This is a genomic window from Rhodococcus olei (assembly GCF_039540555.1).
In the GTDB taxonomy this organism is placed as follows: domain Bacteria; phylum Actinomycetota; class Actinomycetes; order Mycobacteriales; family Mycobacteriaceae; genus Rhodococcus_G; species Rhodococcus_G olei.
Genome location: NZ_BAABFB010000044.1, coordinates 99,672 through 113,738 on the forward strand (window position 1 = coordinate 99,672; position 14,067 = coordinate 113,738).

At 71.4% G+C, this 14,067-nt stretch carries 12 protein-coding genes; 8 read left to right on the plus strand and 4 right to left on the minus strand.

Going from position 1 to position 14,067, the window contains the following annotated elements:
• The first annotated feature begins 65 nt into the window (after positions 1-65).
• From ilvA to ABD951_RS13740, 4 genes are all read left to right on the plus strand, one after another.
• Entirely contained in the window at positions 66-1,406 is a 1,341-nt protein-coding gene (gene ilvA, locus ABD951_RS13725; protein WP_345345652.1) for a threonine ammonia-lyase IlvA, read from the plus strand.
• 29 nt (positions 1,407-1,435) lie between these two features.
• Positions 1,436-1,750: a DUF6191 domain-containing protein gene (locus ABD951_RS13730; RefSeq protein ID WP_345345654.1), complete on the plus strand. Its 315-nt coding sequence runs from the start codon at positions 1,436-1,438 to the stop codon at positions 1,748-1,750.
• Positions 1,751-1,805: 55 nt separating this feature from the next.
• On the plus strand, positions 1,806-3,170 hold the full coding sequence (gene gabT / locus ABD951_RS13735; protein ID WP_345345656.1) for a 4-aminobutyrate--2-oxoglutarate transaminase: 1,365 nt from the start codon (positions 1,806-1,808) through the stop codon (positions 3,168-3,170).
• A 94-nt stretch (positions 3,171-3,264) separates the two neighbouring features.
• Positions 3,265-4,722, plus strand: a complete 1,458-nt coding sequence (locus tag ABD951_RS13740; protein WP_345345658.1) for an NAD-dependent succinate-semialdehyde dehydrogenase — start codon at positions 3,265-3,267, stop codon at positions 4,720-4,722.
• A gap of 30 nt (positions 4,723-4,752) precedes the next feature.
• Here the strand turns inward: ABD951_RS13740 and ABD951_RS13745 are convergent, their stop codons facing one another.
• Positions 4,753-5,313, minus strand: a complete 561-nt coding sequence (locus ABD951_RS13745) for a TetR/AcrR family transcriptional regulator (protein WP_345345660.1) — start codon at positions 5,311-5,313, stop codon at positions 4,753-4,755.
• A gap of 119 nt (positions 5,314-5,432) precedes the next feature.
• Between ABD951_RS13745 and ABD951_RS13750 the strand changes: the two genes are divergently transcribed.
• Positions 5,433-6,962: an MFS transporter gene (locus ABD951_RS13750; RefSeq protein ID WP_345345662.1), complete on the plus strand. Its 1,530-nt coding sequence runs from the start codon at positions 5,433-5,435 to the stop codon at positions 6,960-6,962.
• Between the two features lie 80 nt (positions 6,963-7,042).
• Here the strand turns inward: ABD951_RS13750 and treZ are convergent, their stop codons facing one another.
• A complete protein-coding gene (gene treZ, locus ABD951_RS13755) occupies positions 7,043-8,791 on the minus strand; it encodes a malto-oligosyltrehalose trehalohydrolase (protein ID WP_345345664.1) in 1,749 nt (582 codons plus the stop codon).
• A gap of 268 nt (positions 8,792-9,059) precedes the next feature.
• Here treZ and ABD951_RS13760 point away from each other — a divergent pair, with 268 nt between their 5' ends.
• The 3 genes from ABD951_RS13760 to ABD951_RS13770 all read left to right on the plus strand — a co-directional run bounded on the left by ABD951_RS13760 (position 9,060) and on the right by ABD951_RS13770 (position 10,716).
• Positions 9,060-9,368, plus strand: coding sequence for a hypothetical protein (locus tag ABD951_RS13760; RefSeq protein ID WP_345345666.1), 309 nt, complete (start codon positions 9,060-9,062; stop codon positions 9,366-9,368).
• Between the two features lie 78 nt (positions 9,369-9,446).
• Entirely contained in the window at positions 9,447-10,139 is a 693-nt protein-coding gene (locus ABD951_RS13765; RefSeq protein ID WP_345345668.1) for a hypothetical protein, read from the plus strand.
• Between the two features lie 163 nt (positions 10,140-10,302).
• Positions 10,303-10,716, plus strand: coding sequence for a hypothetical protein (locus tag ABD951_RS13770; protein ID WP_345345670.1), 414 nt, complete (start codon positions 10,303-10,305; stop codon positions 10,714-10,716).
• Positions 10,717-10,761: 45 nt separating this feature from the next.
• On the opposite strand, the gene ABD951_RS13775 is transcribed toward ABD951_RS13770, so the two are convergent.
• Both ABD951_RS13775 and treY read right to left on the minus strand, forming a co-directional pair.
• A complete protein-coding gene (locus tag ABD951_RS13775) occupies positions 10,762-11,571 on the minus strand; it encodes a mycofactocin-coupled SDR family oxidoreductase (RefSeq protein ID WP_345345672.1) in 810 nt (269 codons plus the stop codon).
• Positions 11,572-11,653: 82 nt separating this feature from the next.
• Positions 11,654-14,065 carry a malto-oligosyltrehalose synthase gene (gene treY, locus ABD951_RS13780; protein WP_345345674.1) on the minus strand — a complete coding sequence of 804 codons (2,412 nt, stop codon included), beginning with the start codon at positions 14,063-14,065 and terminating at the stop codon, positions 11,654-11,656.
• Between the last annotated feature and the right edge of the window lie 2 nt (positions 14,066-14,067).

Genomic DNA, 14,067 nt, shown 5'->3' on the forward strand with positions numbered 1-14,067 from the left:
GCGCGCTCGGCGCTCGGAACCGGGCCAAGTGTTCCCGGCGGCGCCCGAGGTGGCAGCATGGACGGGTGTCGAACACCCGGGAACTTGCTGACGTGAAGGCTGCGCCGCTCGACGCGCGCGAGATCGATGCCGCCGCGCAGCGAATTTCCGGAGTCGTCGAGGCGACGCCGCTGCAGTTCTGTCCACGCCTGTCCGCGGCCACCGGAGCGAACGTCTACCTCAAGCGCGAGGATCTCCAGGTGGTGCGTTCGTTCAAGATTCGCGGCGCCTACAACCTGATCGTGCAGCTCAGCGACGAGGAGCGGGCCGCGGGTGTGGTGTGTGCGAGCGCAGGCAACCACGCGCAGGGTGTCGCGTTCGCGTGCCGGACCATGGGCATTCGCGGGCGGATCTACGTGCCGGCGAACACCCCGCGGCAGAAGCGGGACCGGATCCTCGCGCACGGCGCCGGCTTCGTCGAACTGATCGCGACCGGCGAGACCTACGACGCGGCGGCGGAGGCCGCCGCGGACGACGTCCGCACCACCGGCGCGACGATGGTCCCGCCGTTCGACGACCCGCGGACCGCGGCCGGGCAGGGCACGATCGCCGCCGAGATCCTCGACCAGCTCGGCGAGGAGCCGGGCACGGTGATCGTGCCGGTCGGTGGTGGCGGACTGATCGCGGGCATCGCCACCTACCTGCACGAGCGGTCGCCGCGCACCGCGATCGTCGGCGTCGAGCCGAGTGGGGCGGCGTCGATGACGGCGGCCCTGGTCGCGGGCGCCCCGGTGACGCTGCCGGAGATCGACCCGTTCGTCGACGGAACCGCGGTGCGCCGCATCGGGGACCTGCCGTTCGCGGTGATGGCCGGTCTCGGTGGGGAGGTCGTCACGCACAGTTCGCTGCCGCTGGTGGCGCGGCCGAGTGCGGGCGGCGGCAACTTCACGATGACGCACGCGGACGAGGGCGCGGTGTGCACGGCCCTGCTCGGGCTGTACCAGAACGAGGGCATCATCGCCGAGCCGTCGGGCGCCCTGTCGGTGGCGGCGCTGGCGGACCTGGGGGTCGAGCCGGGGTCGACGGTGGTCTGCCTGATCTCCGGCGGCAACAACGACGTCTCCCGGTACGGCGAGATCGTCGAACGGTCGCTGGTGCACCTGGGTCTCAAGCACTACTTCCTGGTCGACTTCCCACAGGAGCCGGGCGCGCTGCGCCGGTTCCTCGACGAGGTGCTCGGCCCCGAGGACGACATCACCCTGTTCGAGTACGTCAAGCGCAACAACCGGGAGACCGGGGCTGCGCTGGTCGGCATCGAACTCGGGTCGGCGGAGGGGATCACCGCGCTGCTGGAGCGGATGGCGGCGTCCCCGATGAAGGTCGAGCAGCTCGAACCCGGTTCGCCCGCGTACCGCTACCTCACCTAGGGCCGCGTCTCCCGACATACCCTGGTCCGATGGGTGCATTGTGGGCCATGACGATTCCCGGGCTGGTGTGCCTGCTGGTGCTCGTCGCGTTCGCGGAGACGCTGTGGAACCGGGTGACCGGGGGCCGGATGCTGCCGTGGACCCGCCGGCGCGGCGGTCGGACCGTCGCGGCGAGCGGGTTCGAGGAGGTCACGGCCGTGTTCCAGGGCGGCAAACACCACGAGTTCGAGCAGCGGCAGACGGCACTGATGCACCGCGACGAGACCGGGGACGGCGCCCCGCCCCGGGTCGGGGTCGACATCGCGGCGAACCGGGTCACGGTGCGCCGGCCGGACGTCGGCTGACCCGCGGCCGCGACTTCCTGTCACGGCGCGGCGATCTGTCGCACACTGGTAGGTGATGCGCGGAGAACCGCAGTACCGGCTTCCTCAGCGACGGTCGGTCACCACCGAACTCCCCGGACCGAGGTCCCGGGCGTTGGCCACCCGCCGGGCGGCGGTGGTCGCGGCAGGCGTGGGTTCGTCGGTGCCGGTGTACGCGGCGGACACCGACGGCGGCGTGCTCGTCGACGTGGACGGCAATTCGCTGATCGACCTGGGTTCCGGGATCGCGGTCACCAGCGTCGGGGCCAGCGACCCCGGTGTGCTGCGGGCCGTCGCGGACCAGGCCGCGCACTTCACCCACACGTGTTTCATGGTCACCCCGTACGAGGGGTACGTCCGGGTCGCCGAGGAGCTCGCGGACCTCACCCCGGGCGGCCACGAGAAGCGCTCGGCGCTGTTCAACTCCGGTGCGGAGGCCGTCGAGAACGCGGTGAAGGTCGCGCGTCTGGCGACCGGCCGGCCGGCGGTGGTGGCGTTCGACCACGCCTATCACGGCCGCACCAATCTGACGATGGCGCTGACCGCGAAGGCGATGCCGTACAAGGCGCACTTCGGTCCGTTCGCCCCCGAGATCCACCGGATGCCGATGTCGTACCCGTTCCGTGACGATCCGGGACTGACCGGCGACGAGGCGGCGCGGCGGGCCATCACCCGGATCGAGAAGCAGATCGGTGCCGACAGTGTCGCCGCGATCATCCTCGAACCGATCCAGGGGGAGGGCGGATTCATCGTTCCCGCACCGGGATTCGTTCCGGCCTTGGCCGAGTGGGCCCGCGCGAACGGTGTCGTGTTCATCGCCGACGAGGTGCAGACCGGGTTCGCCCGCACCGGAACCTGGTTCGCGAGTGAGCACGAGGGTGTCGTTCCCGACATCGTCGCGATGGCCAAGGGCATCGCGGGCGGCCTCCCGCTGTCCGCGATCACCGGCCGCGCGGAGCTTCTCGACGCGGTGCACCCAGGCGGGCTCGGCGGCACGTTCGGCGGCAACCCGGTCGCGTGTGCGGCGGCCGTCGCCGCCATCGCGACGATGCGTCGCCTCGATCTGCCCGCGCGAGCCCGGCACATCGAGGACGTCGTGATGCCGCGCCTGCGGGCACTCGCCGAGCGGATGCCCGCGGTCGGTGACGTCCGGGGTCGCGGAGCGATGCTCGCGATCGAATTCGTCGTGGCCGGTGGGCGGGAACCGGATCCGGACCTGACCCGGACCGTGGCGGCCCGCGCGTTCGAGCAGGGTGTCATCGCTCTGACCTGCGGTACGTACGGCAACGTGGTCCGGTTGCTGCCGCCGCTGGTGATCGGCGACGAACTGCTGACCGAGGGGATTGACGTTCTCGAGTCGGTCCTCGGTGAGCTGACCGGGGTGCGGGGCGTGCCCCGGTGACCGATCGGTGGATACGGTGGGGGTGCGCCCTTCTCGGCAGGTCCGGATCACTCGGCAGGTCGGACAACGCAGCCACGTCACGCAAAGGAACGCCATGAGCAACTTCGACGAACTCCTCGCCGCCGTGCCCACCGGGCTGTGGATCGACGGCAAGCAATCCGACGCGACCGGCGGCCGTACGTTCGCGGTGCGCAATCCCGCGACCGGTGAGGTTCTCGCCGAGGTCGCGGACGCGTCCGCGGACGACGCGCTGCGGGCGCTGGACTCGGCGCACCGGGTGCAGCGGGAGTGGGCCGCGACCGCGCCGCGGCAGCGCGCCGAGATCCTGCGCGCCGCATGGCAACTCGTCACCGACCGGGCCGAGGACTTCGCGCTGCTGATGACCTTGGAGATGGGCAAGGCGGTGGCCGAGAGCCGCAGCGAGGTCGCGTACGGGGCCGAGTTCCTGCGCTGGTTCAGTGAGGAGGCGCCGCGCATCCAGGGCCGCTACACCACGGCGCCGTCCGGGAACGGCCGCATCCTGGTGACGAAGGCCCCGGTCGGGCCGTGCCTGGCGATCACGCCGTGGAACTTCCCGCTCGCGATGGGCACCCGCAAGATCGGGCCTGCCCTCGCGGCCGGGTGCACGATGATCGTCAAGCCGGCCGAGGACACGCCGCTGACGATGCTGCTGCTGGCGCAGGTGTTCGCCGACGCCGGGCTGCCGGAGGGCGTGCTGTCGGTGCTGCCCACCGCGGATGCGGGCGGGGTCAGCGGTCCGCTGCTGGCGGATCCGCGGCTGCGCAAGGTCACGTTCACCGGGTCGACCCGGGTCGGCAAGCTGCTGATCGAACAGTCCGCAGGGCAGGTCCTGCGCACGTCGATGGAACTGGGCGGCAACGCGCCGTTCGTCGTGTTCGACGACGCCGACCTCGATGCCGCGGTGGACGGCGCGATGGCCGCGAAGATGCGCAACGGCGGCGAGGCGTGCACGGCCGCCAACCGGTTGATCGTGGCGAACGCGGTGCGGGAGGAATTCACCGCGAAGCTGACCGAACGGATCGCCGCGCTGACCGTCGGACCCGGCTACGACGAGGGCACCCAGATCGGTCCGCTGATCAACGAGAAGCAGCGCACCAGTGTCGCGACCCTCGTCGACGAGGCCGTCGCGGCCGGCGCGCGGGTCCGCACCGGCGGACGGCCGCTCGACGGTCCCGGCTGGTTCTACGAGCCGACGGTCCTCGACAACGTGCCCGGCGACGCGCGGATCGTGGCGCAGGAGATCTTCGGTCCGGTCGCCGCGATCACCGGGTTCGACACGGAGGAGCAGGCGATCGACGCCGCGAACGCCACCGAGTTCGGTTTGGCCGCATACATCTACACCCGCTCGCTGGACCGGTCGCTGCGGGTCGCGGACGCACTCGAATCGGGCATGGTCGGGGTCAACCGCGGCGTCATCTCCGACCCGGCGGCCCCGTTCGGCGGCGTCAAGCAGTCCGGGCTCGGCGTCGAGGGCGGCACCGAGGGCATCGAGGAGTACCTCGAGACGAAGTACGTGGCGCTGCCGCTCTGACGCCGGCGAGATCGGCTCTGCGGGAGCCGGTTACCCGGATGCGCCGCCGCCGTCGCCGGCGCCCTCGCGGCCGAGGAGCCGGTCGACCACTCGGCGGTGCAGTTCGGGTTCGGGCTGCGGCAGCCCCATCAGGGCCGCGAGGTAGATGCCGTCGCCGGCGAGCCGGACGATCTCGGCCTGGACGGGGTCCCCGATCTCGGCCTTCAGCTCGTCGTCCCAGGACCGCATCATCTGGATGACGGCCTGCTGCACCTCGCCCTGCTGGCCGTCGACGGAGCGGAGCGCGGCGATGGTGGACTGGAACAGGGCGAGTTCGTTGGTGGCGCCGGTGTCCATGGTCTGCAGGTACCACTCGGCGACGGATCGCCCTGAGCTCGCGAGTTGCTGGTCGGATCGTTCGCCGAGTCGTCGCACCATGCCGGCGAGCAGCGCTTCCTTGCTGCGGAAGTGATAGAGCAGGCCGCCCTTGGACACGCCGGCCTCGGCGGCGACGGATTCGAGGGTGACCTGGGACAACCCGCGGGTGAGCAGCAGTTTCTCGAGGGCGTCGAGGATGCGGTCGCGGGTGGTGGGCTCGGGGGCGTCTGTCACGGAAATCACTGTACCGGCTGGACGGTTGACTGTTAGCCTGGAGCGGTCACTGTACCGGCTGGACGGTTCAGTTGAGTTGGTTCGCAGCATCTGTACTCGGAATTCGAGGGGAGTTCTTCGTGTCTGTCACCGCAGACCGCACACCGCCGACCGTCATCGCCGACCCCGGCCGGGCCGGCGCCCGCGACTGGCTCGGGCTGGTCGTGCTCGCGCTGGCGGTTCTGCTGATCTCCGTCGACGGCACGGTGCTCGACCTCGCGCTGCCGTTCATCAGTGAGGATCTGGCGCCGACCAGCACCCAGCTGTTGTGGATGATCGACGTCTATTCGTTCGTGCTCGCCGGTCTGCTCGTGACGATGGGCACCCTCGGGGACCGGATCGGCAGGCGCAGGCTGCTGCTGATCGGCGCGGCCGGATTCGGTCTCGCGTCCGCGCTCGCCGCGTTCGCCGTCTCCCCGGCGATGCTGATCGCGGCCCGCGCCCTGCAGGGCATCGCCGGCGCGACGTTGATGCCCGCGACGCTCGGACTGATCCGGACGATGTTCGTGAATCCGCGCCAGCGCACCACCGCGATCGCGGTGTGGGGTGCGATGGCCGGCGGTGGTGCGGCGGCCGGACCGCTGATCGGTGGCTGGCTGCTCGAGCACTACTGGTGGGGCTCGGTGTTCCTGGTGAACCTGCCCGTCATGCTGGTGCTGATCGTGTTCGGCCCCCTGGTGATCCGGGAATCGAAGGACCCGAACCCGGGCCGGTTCGACCTTCCGAGCGCCGCGCTGTCGATGCTGACGATGATCCCGCTGGTCTACGCAGTCAAGGAATCCGTCGCCCACGGGCCGTCGTGGACGCTGGCCGCTGTCGGCGCGATCGGTGCGGTCGCCGGGTGGGCGTTCGTGCGCCGGCAGCGCACGCTCGACGCGCCGATGCTGGATCTGGGTCTGTTCGCGCGCCCGGCGTTCACGACCGCCGTCCTGACCAACCTGCTGTCGATCTTCGCGTTCGCGGGAGTGCTGTTCTTCGGTTCGCAGTACCTGCAGCTGGTGCTCGGGTACACCCCGCTGGAGGCGGGTCTGCTGATGCTGCCCGGCACCGCGATGAACATCGTGTTCTCGCTGCTCGCCGCGTGGTTCGTCCGGCGCTGGCAGCCGGGAACGGTGCTGGCCACCGGTCTGGCGGTCTCGGCCCTCGGTGCGGCGGCGCTGACCTTGCTCCGGGCCGACGGCGGCCCGATCGCGTTCGTCGTCGGGTTCGTGTTGGCGGGCATCGGCGTGGGCATGGCGTTGACGCTGACCTCCGACCTCGTCGTCGGCGCGGTCGAGCCGGCGCGCGCCGGGGCCGCCTCGGCGGTCTCCGAGACCGCCTACGAGCTCGGTGTCGCGCTCGGTGTCGCGGTGCTGGGCAGTGTGGTGCTGGCGGTCTTCCGGGGACGGCTCGACGTGTCCGCCCTCGACGACGGCGCGGCGCACGCCGCGCAGGAGACGCTCGGCGGCGCGGTCGCCGTCGCGCAGCAGGCGCCCGACGCGGTCGGCGCGGCGCTGCTCGAATCGGCGCAGCATGCGTTCGTCAGCGGCACCCACGTCGCCGCGCTGATCACCACCGTCGTGCTCGCGCTCAACGCGGTGCTCGTCCACCGGATCATGCGGACGAGGTAGGCCGCGGCCGGATCACCGCGATCGTCGGGCGGACCGTGCCCTGGTGGCCGTCGACCGCCGGCGGTGCGGCGAGTCGCGCCCTAGGCGCGGCCGCCGGCGTCGAGGACCACGAACGAGTGCCCGGGAACGACGGTCGCCGCGCCGGTCGGGTCCTGGGTCGGCGGGTCCCACCACAGCAGGGGAGTGCCGCCGACCGGGACCGTCACCGGATCGGGGCCGAGATTGCACGCCACGCGAATGGTGTTGCGGTGCAGCACGATCCATCGGGTGTCCTCGTCGTATTCCACCGACAGGTGCTCGAGCCACGGGTCGGTGAGTTCGGCGCGTTCGGCGCGCAGCGACACGAGGTCCCGGTAGGTCTGCAGCAGGCGGGCGTGCGGCGGAGTGGTGCGTTCGGCCCAGTCGAGTTTCGACCGCTCGAACGTCCGCGGGTCCTGCGGGTCGGGGATCTCGGTGGCCGGCCATCCGTGCGCGGTGAACTCGGCGATCCGGCCCGCCGCCGTCGCGGCGGCCAGGTCGGGCTCGGGGTGCGAGGAGAAGTACCGGAACGGGGTGCGCGCGCCCCACTCCTCGCCCATGAACAGCATCGGCGTGTACGGCGAGCACAGGACGAGGGCCGCCTTGATCGCGAGCTGCCCGAACGTCAGGTACTCACCCGGGCGGTCGCCGGTGGCGCGGTTGCCGATCTGATCGTGCGTGCACGTGTACGCGAGCAGCGCGCTCGCCGGGGTGCGTCGCAGATCGAGTGGCCGCCCGTGGGTGCGGCCACGGAAACTCGAGAAGGTCCCGGCGTGGAAGAACCCCTGACGCAATGTCGTCGCGAGACACTGCAACGACCCGAAATCGCCGTAGTAGCCCTGCCGTTCGCCGGACACGGCGGCGTGCACCGCATGGTGGACGTCGTCGTCCCACTGCGCGTGCAGGCCGTAGCCACCGGCGGACCGCGGGGTGATCAGGGTCGGATCGTTGAGGTCGGACTCGGCGATCAGCGTGAGGGGACGGCGCAGATGCGCCGACAGGGCCTCGGTCTCGACGGCCAGTTCCTCGAGCAGGTGCGTCGCGGTGCGATCGGTCAGCGCGTGCACCGCGTCGAGTCGCAGGCCGTCGACGTGGAAGTCGCGGAGCCACCGCAGCGCGTTGTCGACGATGAACCGGCGCACCGGCCCGGAGCCGGGCCCGTCGAGGTTGAGCGCGTCACCCCACGCGGTCCGGCTCGGCGACAGGTACGGACCGAAGCGGTGCAGGTGATTGCCGGAGGGACCGAGGTGGTTGTAGACGACGTCGAGGATCACGCCCATCCCACGGCGATGGCAGGCGTCGACGAACCGCTGCAGGCCGTCCGGGCCGCCGTACGGTTCGTGCACGGTGTACCAGAGCACGCCGTCGTATCCCCAGCCCAGTTCGCCGTTGAATCCGTTGACGGGCATCAGCTCCACGAATCCGACGCCCAGGTCGGCGAGGTGGTCGAGTCGCGCGGCGGCGGCATCGAACGTGCCCTCCACGGTGAAGGTGCCGACGTGCAGTTCGTACACGACGCTGCCTGCGAGCTGCCGTCCGGTCCAGCCCGAGTCGGTCCACCCGTCCGCATCGAGGGTGTGCAGCGTCGACGGTGCGTGCACGCCCTCCGGCTGGCGGGGTGAGCGGGGGTCGGGCAGAACGGCGGGGTCGTCGTCGAGGACGTAGCCGTATCGCGCGCCCGGAGGGGCGTCGACGTCGGCGTGCCACCACCCCTCCGCATCGCGGGTCATCGGGTGCAGAGTCCCGTCGAGGTGGAGTCGCACCCGCCGAGGTGACGGGGCCCAGACGTCGAAGTGCCGCGCGGTGGTCACCGGTCCAGGATGCCCCACCGGTGCCGGGCCCGCGGACCACGTCGTTCCGCCGGAACCGAATTGGTCGTACGTCCAGGTGAATGGCGCGAAAGCAAACCGTTGGTTAACCTTGCTTGCTTGTGACGCGCTCACGAGTGAATCGGTGTAAGTTCCAAACGAAATTGAATGCGCATCCAACGTGTTCCGGTCCGGTGACAGGGGTCGTCGCAGGGCCGGAGTTGATGCGACTTTCAATTACAGGTCAGCTAACCGGGGAGGGTTGTTGAGCGTGGCATATGCGAGTACGTGGCAGCGAGACGGTGTCGGTGCGGAACTGGGTGGCACGTGGCGTCGCGGAGCCGACGCCGTCGAGCTGTGTGTGATCCCGGGGTGTTCGAACCTCGTGGGCGCGCAGGGTGACGGATGTGCGGACTGCCGGCTCGCGTACGGAGACCGAATCGGCTTCGGTGAGCGCACCCGGTCCGATGCCGAGTGCTGGCTGTGCGGCGGCCCGGCCGTCGTGACCGACGCCTCGTGCGGGCGCTGCGCCGACGCGGTCGACAACCCCGGCCGGCTCGGCGCGGCGCGGGCGGGGTAGCGGGTTCGCCTCTCGCCGTACCGGGTGACGCGCCGGCGGGTCTGCCGTGCCCGGTGCGGAATCCGTTAGATTTCGAGCATGGGTGAGCGGGTGTCGACCGCGGCCGGTGAGCTGGCGCGGCGGCTGGGCCGCATCGAGACCGCGCCGGGCTCGGATGCCGAGGTCGCGGACCGAATGCTGCGGGCGTCGGGTCTCTCGCTTCACGGTACCGTCGTCCAGCTCGTCCGCAGCGCTCTCGACCATCTGGACCTGGCCGGCCGGGATGTCGACGCGCACGAGTTCGCACACCCGACCCTGATCCGCTCCGCCATCACGACCGCGTCCACCGCGCTGTGGCTGATGGCGGGCCCGGTCGACGAACAGTGCTGTCGCACATTGCAGTTCGGCTATCGCGACCAGGTCTACCGCCGTCAGTACCTCGAGGCGAGCAGGGCCGGGCCGGGTGCGTGCGCCGCCGCCGACATGCGCCGTGCGGAGTTGTTGGCCGCCGCTCGGGCGCTGCGACCCGGTCTCGGCGAGCGCCGCTTCCACGCCATCGACTCGGACAGCTTCATCGTCGCCCAGGCGGGCTTGCTGATGCCGCCGGATGCGCTCGGCGGCCCCGATCCGGCGACGGAGGTGCTCGCCCAGTGGAACCGGCTCAGCGCCTATGCGCACGGCCGGAGCTGGGCGGCCGCCGAGCCGGGCGACCGGATGGACTGCGCCGACGTCGCCCTCGCGGTGGCGGGTGCGGCGGTGTCCCGACTCGAAAAGCTCAGTGTCGCACCCTGATCTGCCGATCGGACCGGCGCAGCGTGCGCGGAGGTCGTGGGGCCGGGTCGCGCGGAGTCGGCCGCGGTGGGCGATGGGGCACCGACGACGGCTGGACGTCCCGCCCACACTGTGTCAGGATGGCCCTGACGGATTTGTAAGGCATACCCTGACAGGAGACGCGATGGACGGCCTGGTCGAACGAGCGCTCACAGCCGACGTGACGGGGCGCGCCTCCGCGGTGACGGTGGCCGCGATGAGCGAGGTGGGGCGGCAGGCCGACCTGATCGTCGGTGCGGGGCCGCTGCCGGGATCCGCGGAGTGGGAGGCGGAGCAGGGGACCGGGATCCCCGCGTCGCGGCAGCTCGCCTGGCAGCTCGCCTCGCTGCGGTTGCAGCTCGCGGCCGGACTCGACTGCGCCGACACCGTCGTCGTGCTGCGGGCGGCGGGTGTGACCTGGGCGCTGATCGCCCGCGCCGCGGGCGTCACCCGGCAGTCCGCACACGAACGGTGGGGCGGTCGGGTCCGCGAGATCCTCGATCGGTACGGCGAGGGCATGCCGGACAGCGTCGCGGACGACGAACCGCCGACCGGATAGGTCCGGCCGGCGGTTCGGGTGTCGCTCAGATCTGTCCGGGCCGCGTCACCGGGCGGCGTTGCCGAGGTCGATCGGCATGTTGATGCCGGTGATGTGGTGGGCCTCCTCGGAGCACAGGAACGCGACGACGTTCGCGACGTCCTCGGGCTCGCTGAAGCCGTAGGGCAGCGAGGGCATGAACGCCGGGGCGAGGGTCTCGGCGAAACGCTCCATCAGCGGAAGCACGTCGGACATCACCATCCCGGTCGCGACACCGTACGGGTGCACGCTGTTGACCCGGATCTTGTGCATGCCGAGCTCGTTGGCCATGGTCCGGGTCAGGCCGGCCATGCCGGCCTTGCTGGCGACGTAGTGGCCGAAGAACGGCGCGCCCTTGAGACTGGAGACCGAGCTGGTCAGGACGATGGAGCCGCCCTCGCCCTGCTCGATCAGCTTCGGGATCGCGGCCTTGCACGTGAAGAACGCGCCGGTGAGGTTGACGTCGATCGTCTCCTGCCACTGCTCGGGGGTGATCTCCCAGGACAGCGCGGCCGAGCAGATGCCGGCGTTCGCGACCACGGCGTCGAGCCGCCCGAACGCCTCGACACCCGCGTCGAGCGCGGCGGTGACGGCGGCGAAGTCGCGGACGTCGGCCTTCGTGGCGACGATCTTGCGGCCCTGCGCCTCGACGAGCCGGACCGTCTCGGCGAGGTCCTCCTCGGTGGCGCCCTCGTACGGGGTGGAGGCGAACTTCGTGCACGCGTCGAGAGCGATGATGTCGGCGCCCTCGGAGGCGAACTTGACGGCCTCGGCCCTGCCCTGTCCACGCGCCGCGCCGGTGATGAATGCGACCTTGCCTTCGAACCGATTGCCCATGTGACGAGTTCCTCCGCGGTGGTGAGTTGTGTCTCCCGTCACCGTAGGGTGTGTTCCGTCATCGCGTGCCGAATTGTCTCGTTCAGTGGTAACTCGCAGGTCGGTCCCGTGTCAGGAGTGCGATCGTGCGGCGCGCGAACAGTGTCGCGAGGTCGACCTTCCCGTGGAACGAACGACCGCTGAGCCGATCCGTCCACGTGCCGGGCGGCAGCGGCAGCACCGTCTCGTCCCAGCCGTGCTCGAACAGTCGGACCGTCAGACGCGCCGAGACCGCGATCACCTCGTCTCCCCGCAGGAATCCGACGAGGTGGTCGGCGGCCGGACCGTCCGCGAAGACGGGCGTGTAGCAGCCACCGACGAAGCACGACGGGCGTTCGCGCCGCAACCGCAGCGCCTCCCGCACGCAGAGCATCTTGGTCGCCTCGTCGACGGAGGTGGCCGGATCGAGCCGGTCGAGCAGCCGGCGGCGGACGTCGAAACCGACGAGTCGGCGGTTGTCGGGGTCGACGAGAGAGTCCTCCCACAGTTCGGTGCCCTGGTACACGTCGGGGATCCCGGGCCCGGCGAGCTGCAGCAGCTTCTGGCCGACCGAGACGATCCGGCCGTGCGTGGACAGTCGCCGCACGACCGCCGACATCGACCGCGACACCGGTCCGCTGAGCACCGTGTCGATCCAGTCGTGCACCCGCGCCTCGTATGCCTCGTCGACGGCCGCCCAGTCCGTGTGCACGGCGGCCTCGCGGACCGCCTTCGTCGCGTAGTCGTGCAGTCGCCGGCGCAGGGTGCTGGTCGGGGCGCCGGTGCCCGGCCACACACCGAACATGGTCTGCCACAACAGCAGCCCGGTCACCGGATCGGGGCTCGGGGCGAGGTGCTCCCACTCCCGGACCGACCGCGCCCACAGGTCCGGTGCCTGCGACAGCACCCCGATCCGCGCGCGGACGTCCTCGCCGCGTTTGGTGTCGTGGGTGGACAGGGTGGTCATCGCGGCGGGCCAGTGCCTGGCCCGCTCGGTCTGCATCAGGTGGAACTGCGCGACGGTGACCCCGAAGCGGCCCGGGTCGCCGCCGACCTCCTGCAGCGAGATCAGCCGGGCCGTGCGATAGAACAGGCGGTCCTCGACGGCCTTCGCGGTGGCCGCGCCGCACACCTGCTGCAGGCGTGCCGCCGCCTCGCCGCGGGCGAGCACCGCCCGCACGATCACGGTGAGGGGCTCGGCGAGGTCGGGGCGGGCGTCGGCGACGTCCCCGACCGCGGCGGCGAGCGACCCGGCGCCCGGACCGTAGTCGGTGCGGTAGGTCGGGATCCGGGTCACCGTCTCGATCACCGCGTCGGTCAGCACGCCGGTGTCGACGACGACGCCGGCGTCGGTGCGCACCGTCTCGACCAGCCGCCGCACCTCCGGTGCCAGGCCGCCGCGCAGGACCTCGATCTTCGCCTCGCGTTCCGCGGTGGCGAGCCACGCCGCGTCCCCGCTGGTGCCGGTCCGCTCGCGGTGCAGCTCCCCGAGCGTGGCGGCGCCCGCGAGATCGAGGAAGACGCCGCCGAACTCGGCGAGGGCGTCGTAGCCGGTGGTGCCGTCGACGGGCAGGGCCGGGTCGAGGTGCTCGCCGGGTGTGAGGATCTTCTCGATCACCAGCCAGCGCTCCGGGCCGAGCAGGCCGCGCAGCCGGGCGAGGTAGCCGGCCGGGTCGGTCAGGCCGTCGGGATGGTCGACCCGCACACCGTCGACGAGGCCCTCGGCGAACCACGAGGCGGGTTCACGGTGGGTCACGGTGAACACCACCGGATCCTCCTGACGCAGCGCGGCCAGGGAGTCGACGGTGAAGAACCGTCGGTACCCGACCCGCCCGCTGCGCCAGTGCACCAGCTCGTACGCCTGCCTGCGGTGCACCTCGGCGACGTCGTCGCCCACGGCGCCGGTGGCGCCCACGCCCACGGCGCCGGTGGCGCCCACGCCCACGGCGCCGGTGGCGCCCACGCCCACGTTCTCGGTGCCGGGCGCGAGGGGATACCGGTGATCGTGGTACGCGAGCATCGGTTCGGGGCCGCCCCGGTCGAGCCACAAAGCGGACTCGCCGTCGTCACCGAGCACCGGGACCGCGAATCGTCCCTGCGCCCAGTCGATGTCGAAATAGCCGGCGTACGCGGAGTCGCGGCCGCGGCGCAGAACGTCCCACCACCACCGGTTCTGCTGCGGATGACCGACCCCGACGTGGTTCGGCACCAGGTCCACGACGACGCCCATGTCACGGCCGCGCAGCTCGGCGACCAGGGCCACCAGCGCGGCCCGGCCACCGAGCGCCTCCGACACCGTCGTCGGATCGGTGACGTCGTAGCCGTGCGTCGACCCGTCCACGGCCGTCGACACCGGGGACAGGTAGAGATGCGAGACACCGAGTTCCTGCAGGTACCCGGCCAGCTCGCGGGCACCGTCGAGGGTCAGGGCGTCGGGTCGCAACTGCAGCCGGTACGTCGACGTGATCGGTTGCACGG

What these genes read in the sequence shown, in the direction of transcription:
- ABD951_RS13765 (WP_345345668.1), top strand. Translation starts at nt 9,447, where the DNA reads ATGGGTGAGCGGGTGTCGACCGCGGCCGGTGAGCTGGCGCGGCGGCTG.
- ABD951_RS13740 (WP_345345658.1), top strand. Translation starts at nt 3,265, where the DNA reads ATGAGCAACTTCGACGAACTCCTCGCCGCCGTGCCCACCGGGCTGTGG.
- ABD951_RS13770 (WP_345345670.1), top strand. Translation starts at nt 10,303, where the DNA reads ATGGACGGCCTGGTCGAACGAGCGCTCACAGCCGACGTGACGGGGCGC.
- ABD951_RS13730 (WP_345345654.1), top strand. Translation starts at nt 1,436, where the DNA reads ATGGGTGCATTGTGGGCCATGACGATTCCCGGGCTGGTGTGCCTGCTG.
- ABD951_RS13775 (WP_345345672.1), bottom strand. Translation starts at nt 11,571, where the DNA reads ATGGGCAATCGGTTCGAAGGCAAGGTCGCATTCATCACCGGCGCGGCG.
- gabT (WP_345345656.1), top strand. Translation starts at nt 1,806, where the DNA reads ATGCGCGGAGAACCGCAGTACCGGCTTCCTCAGCGACGGTCGGTCACC.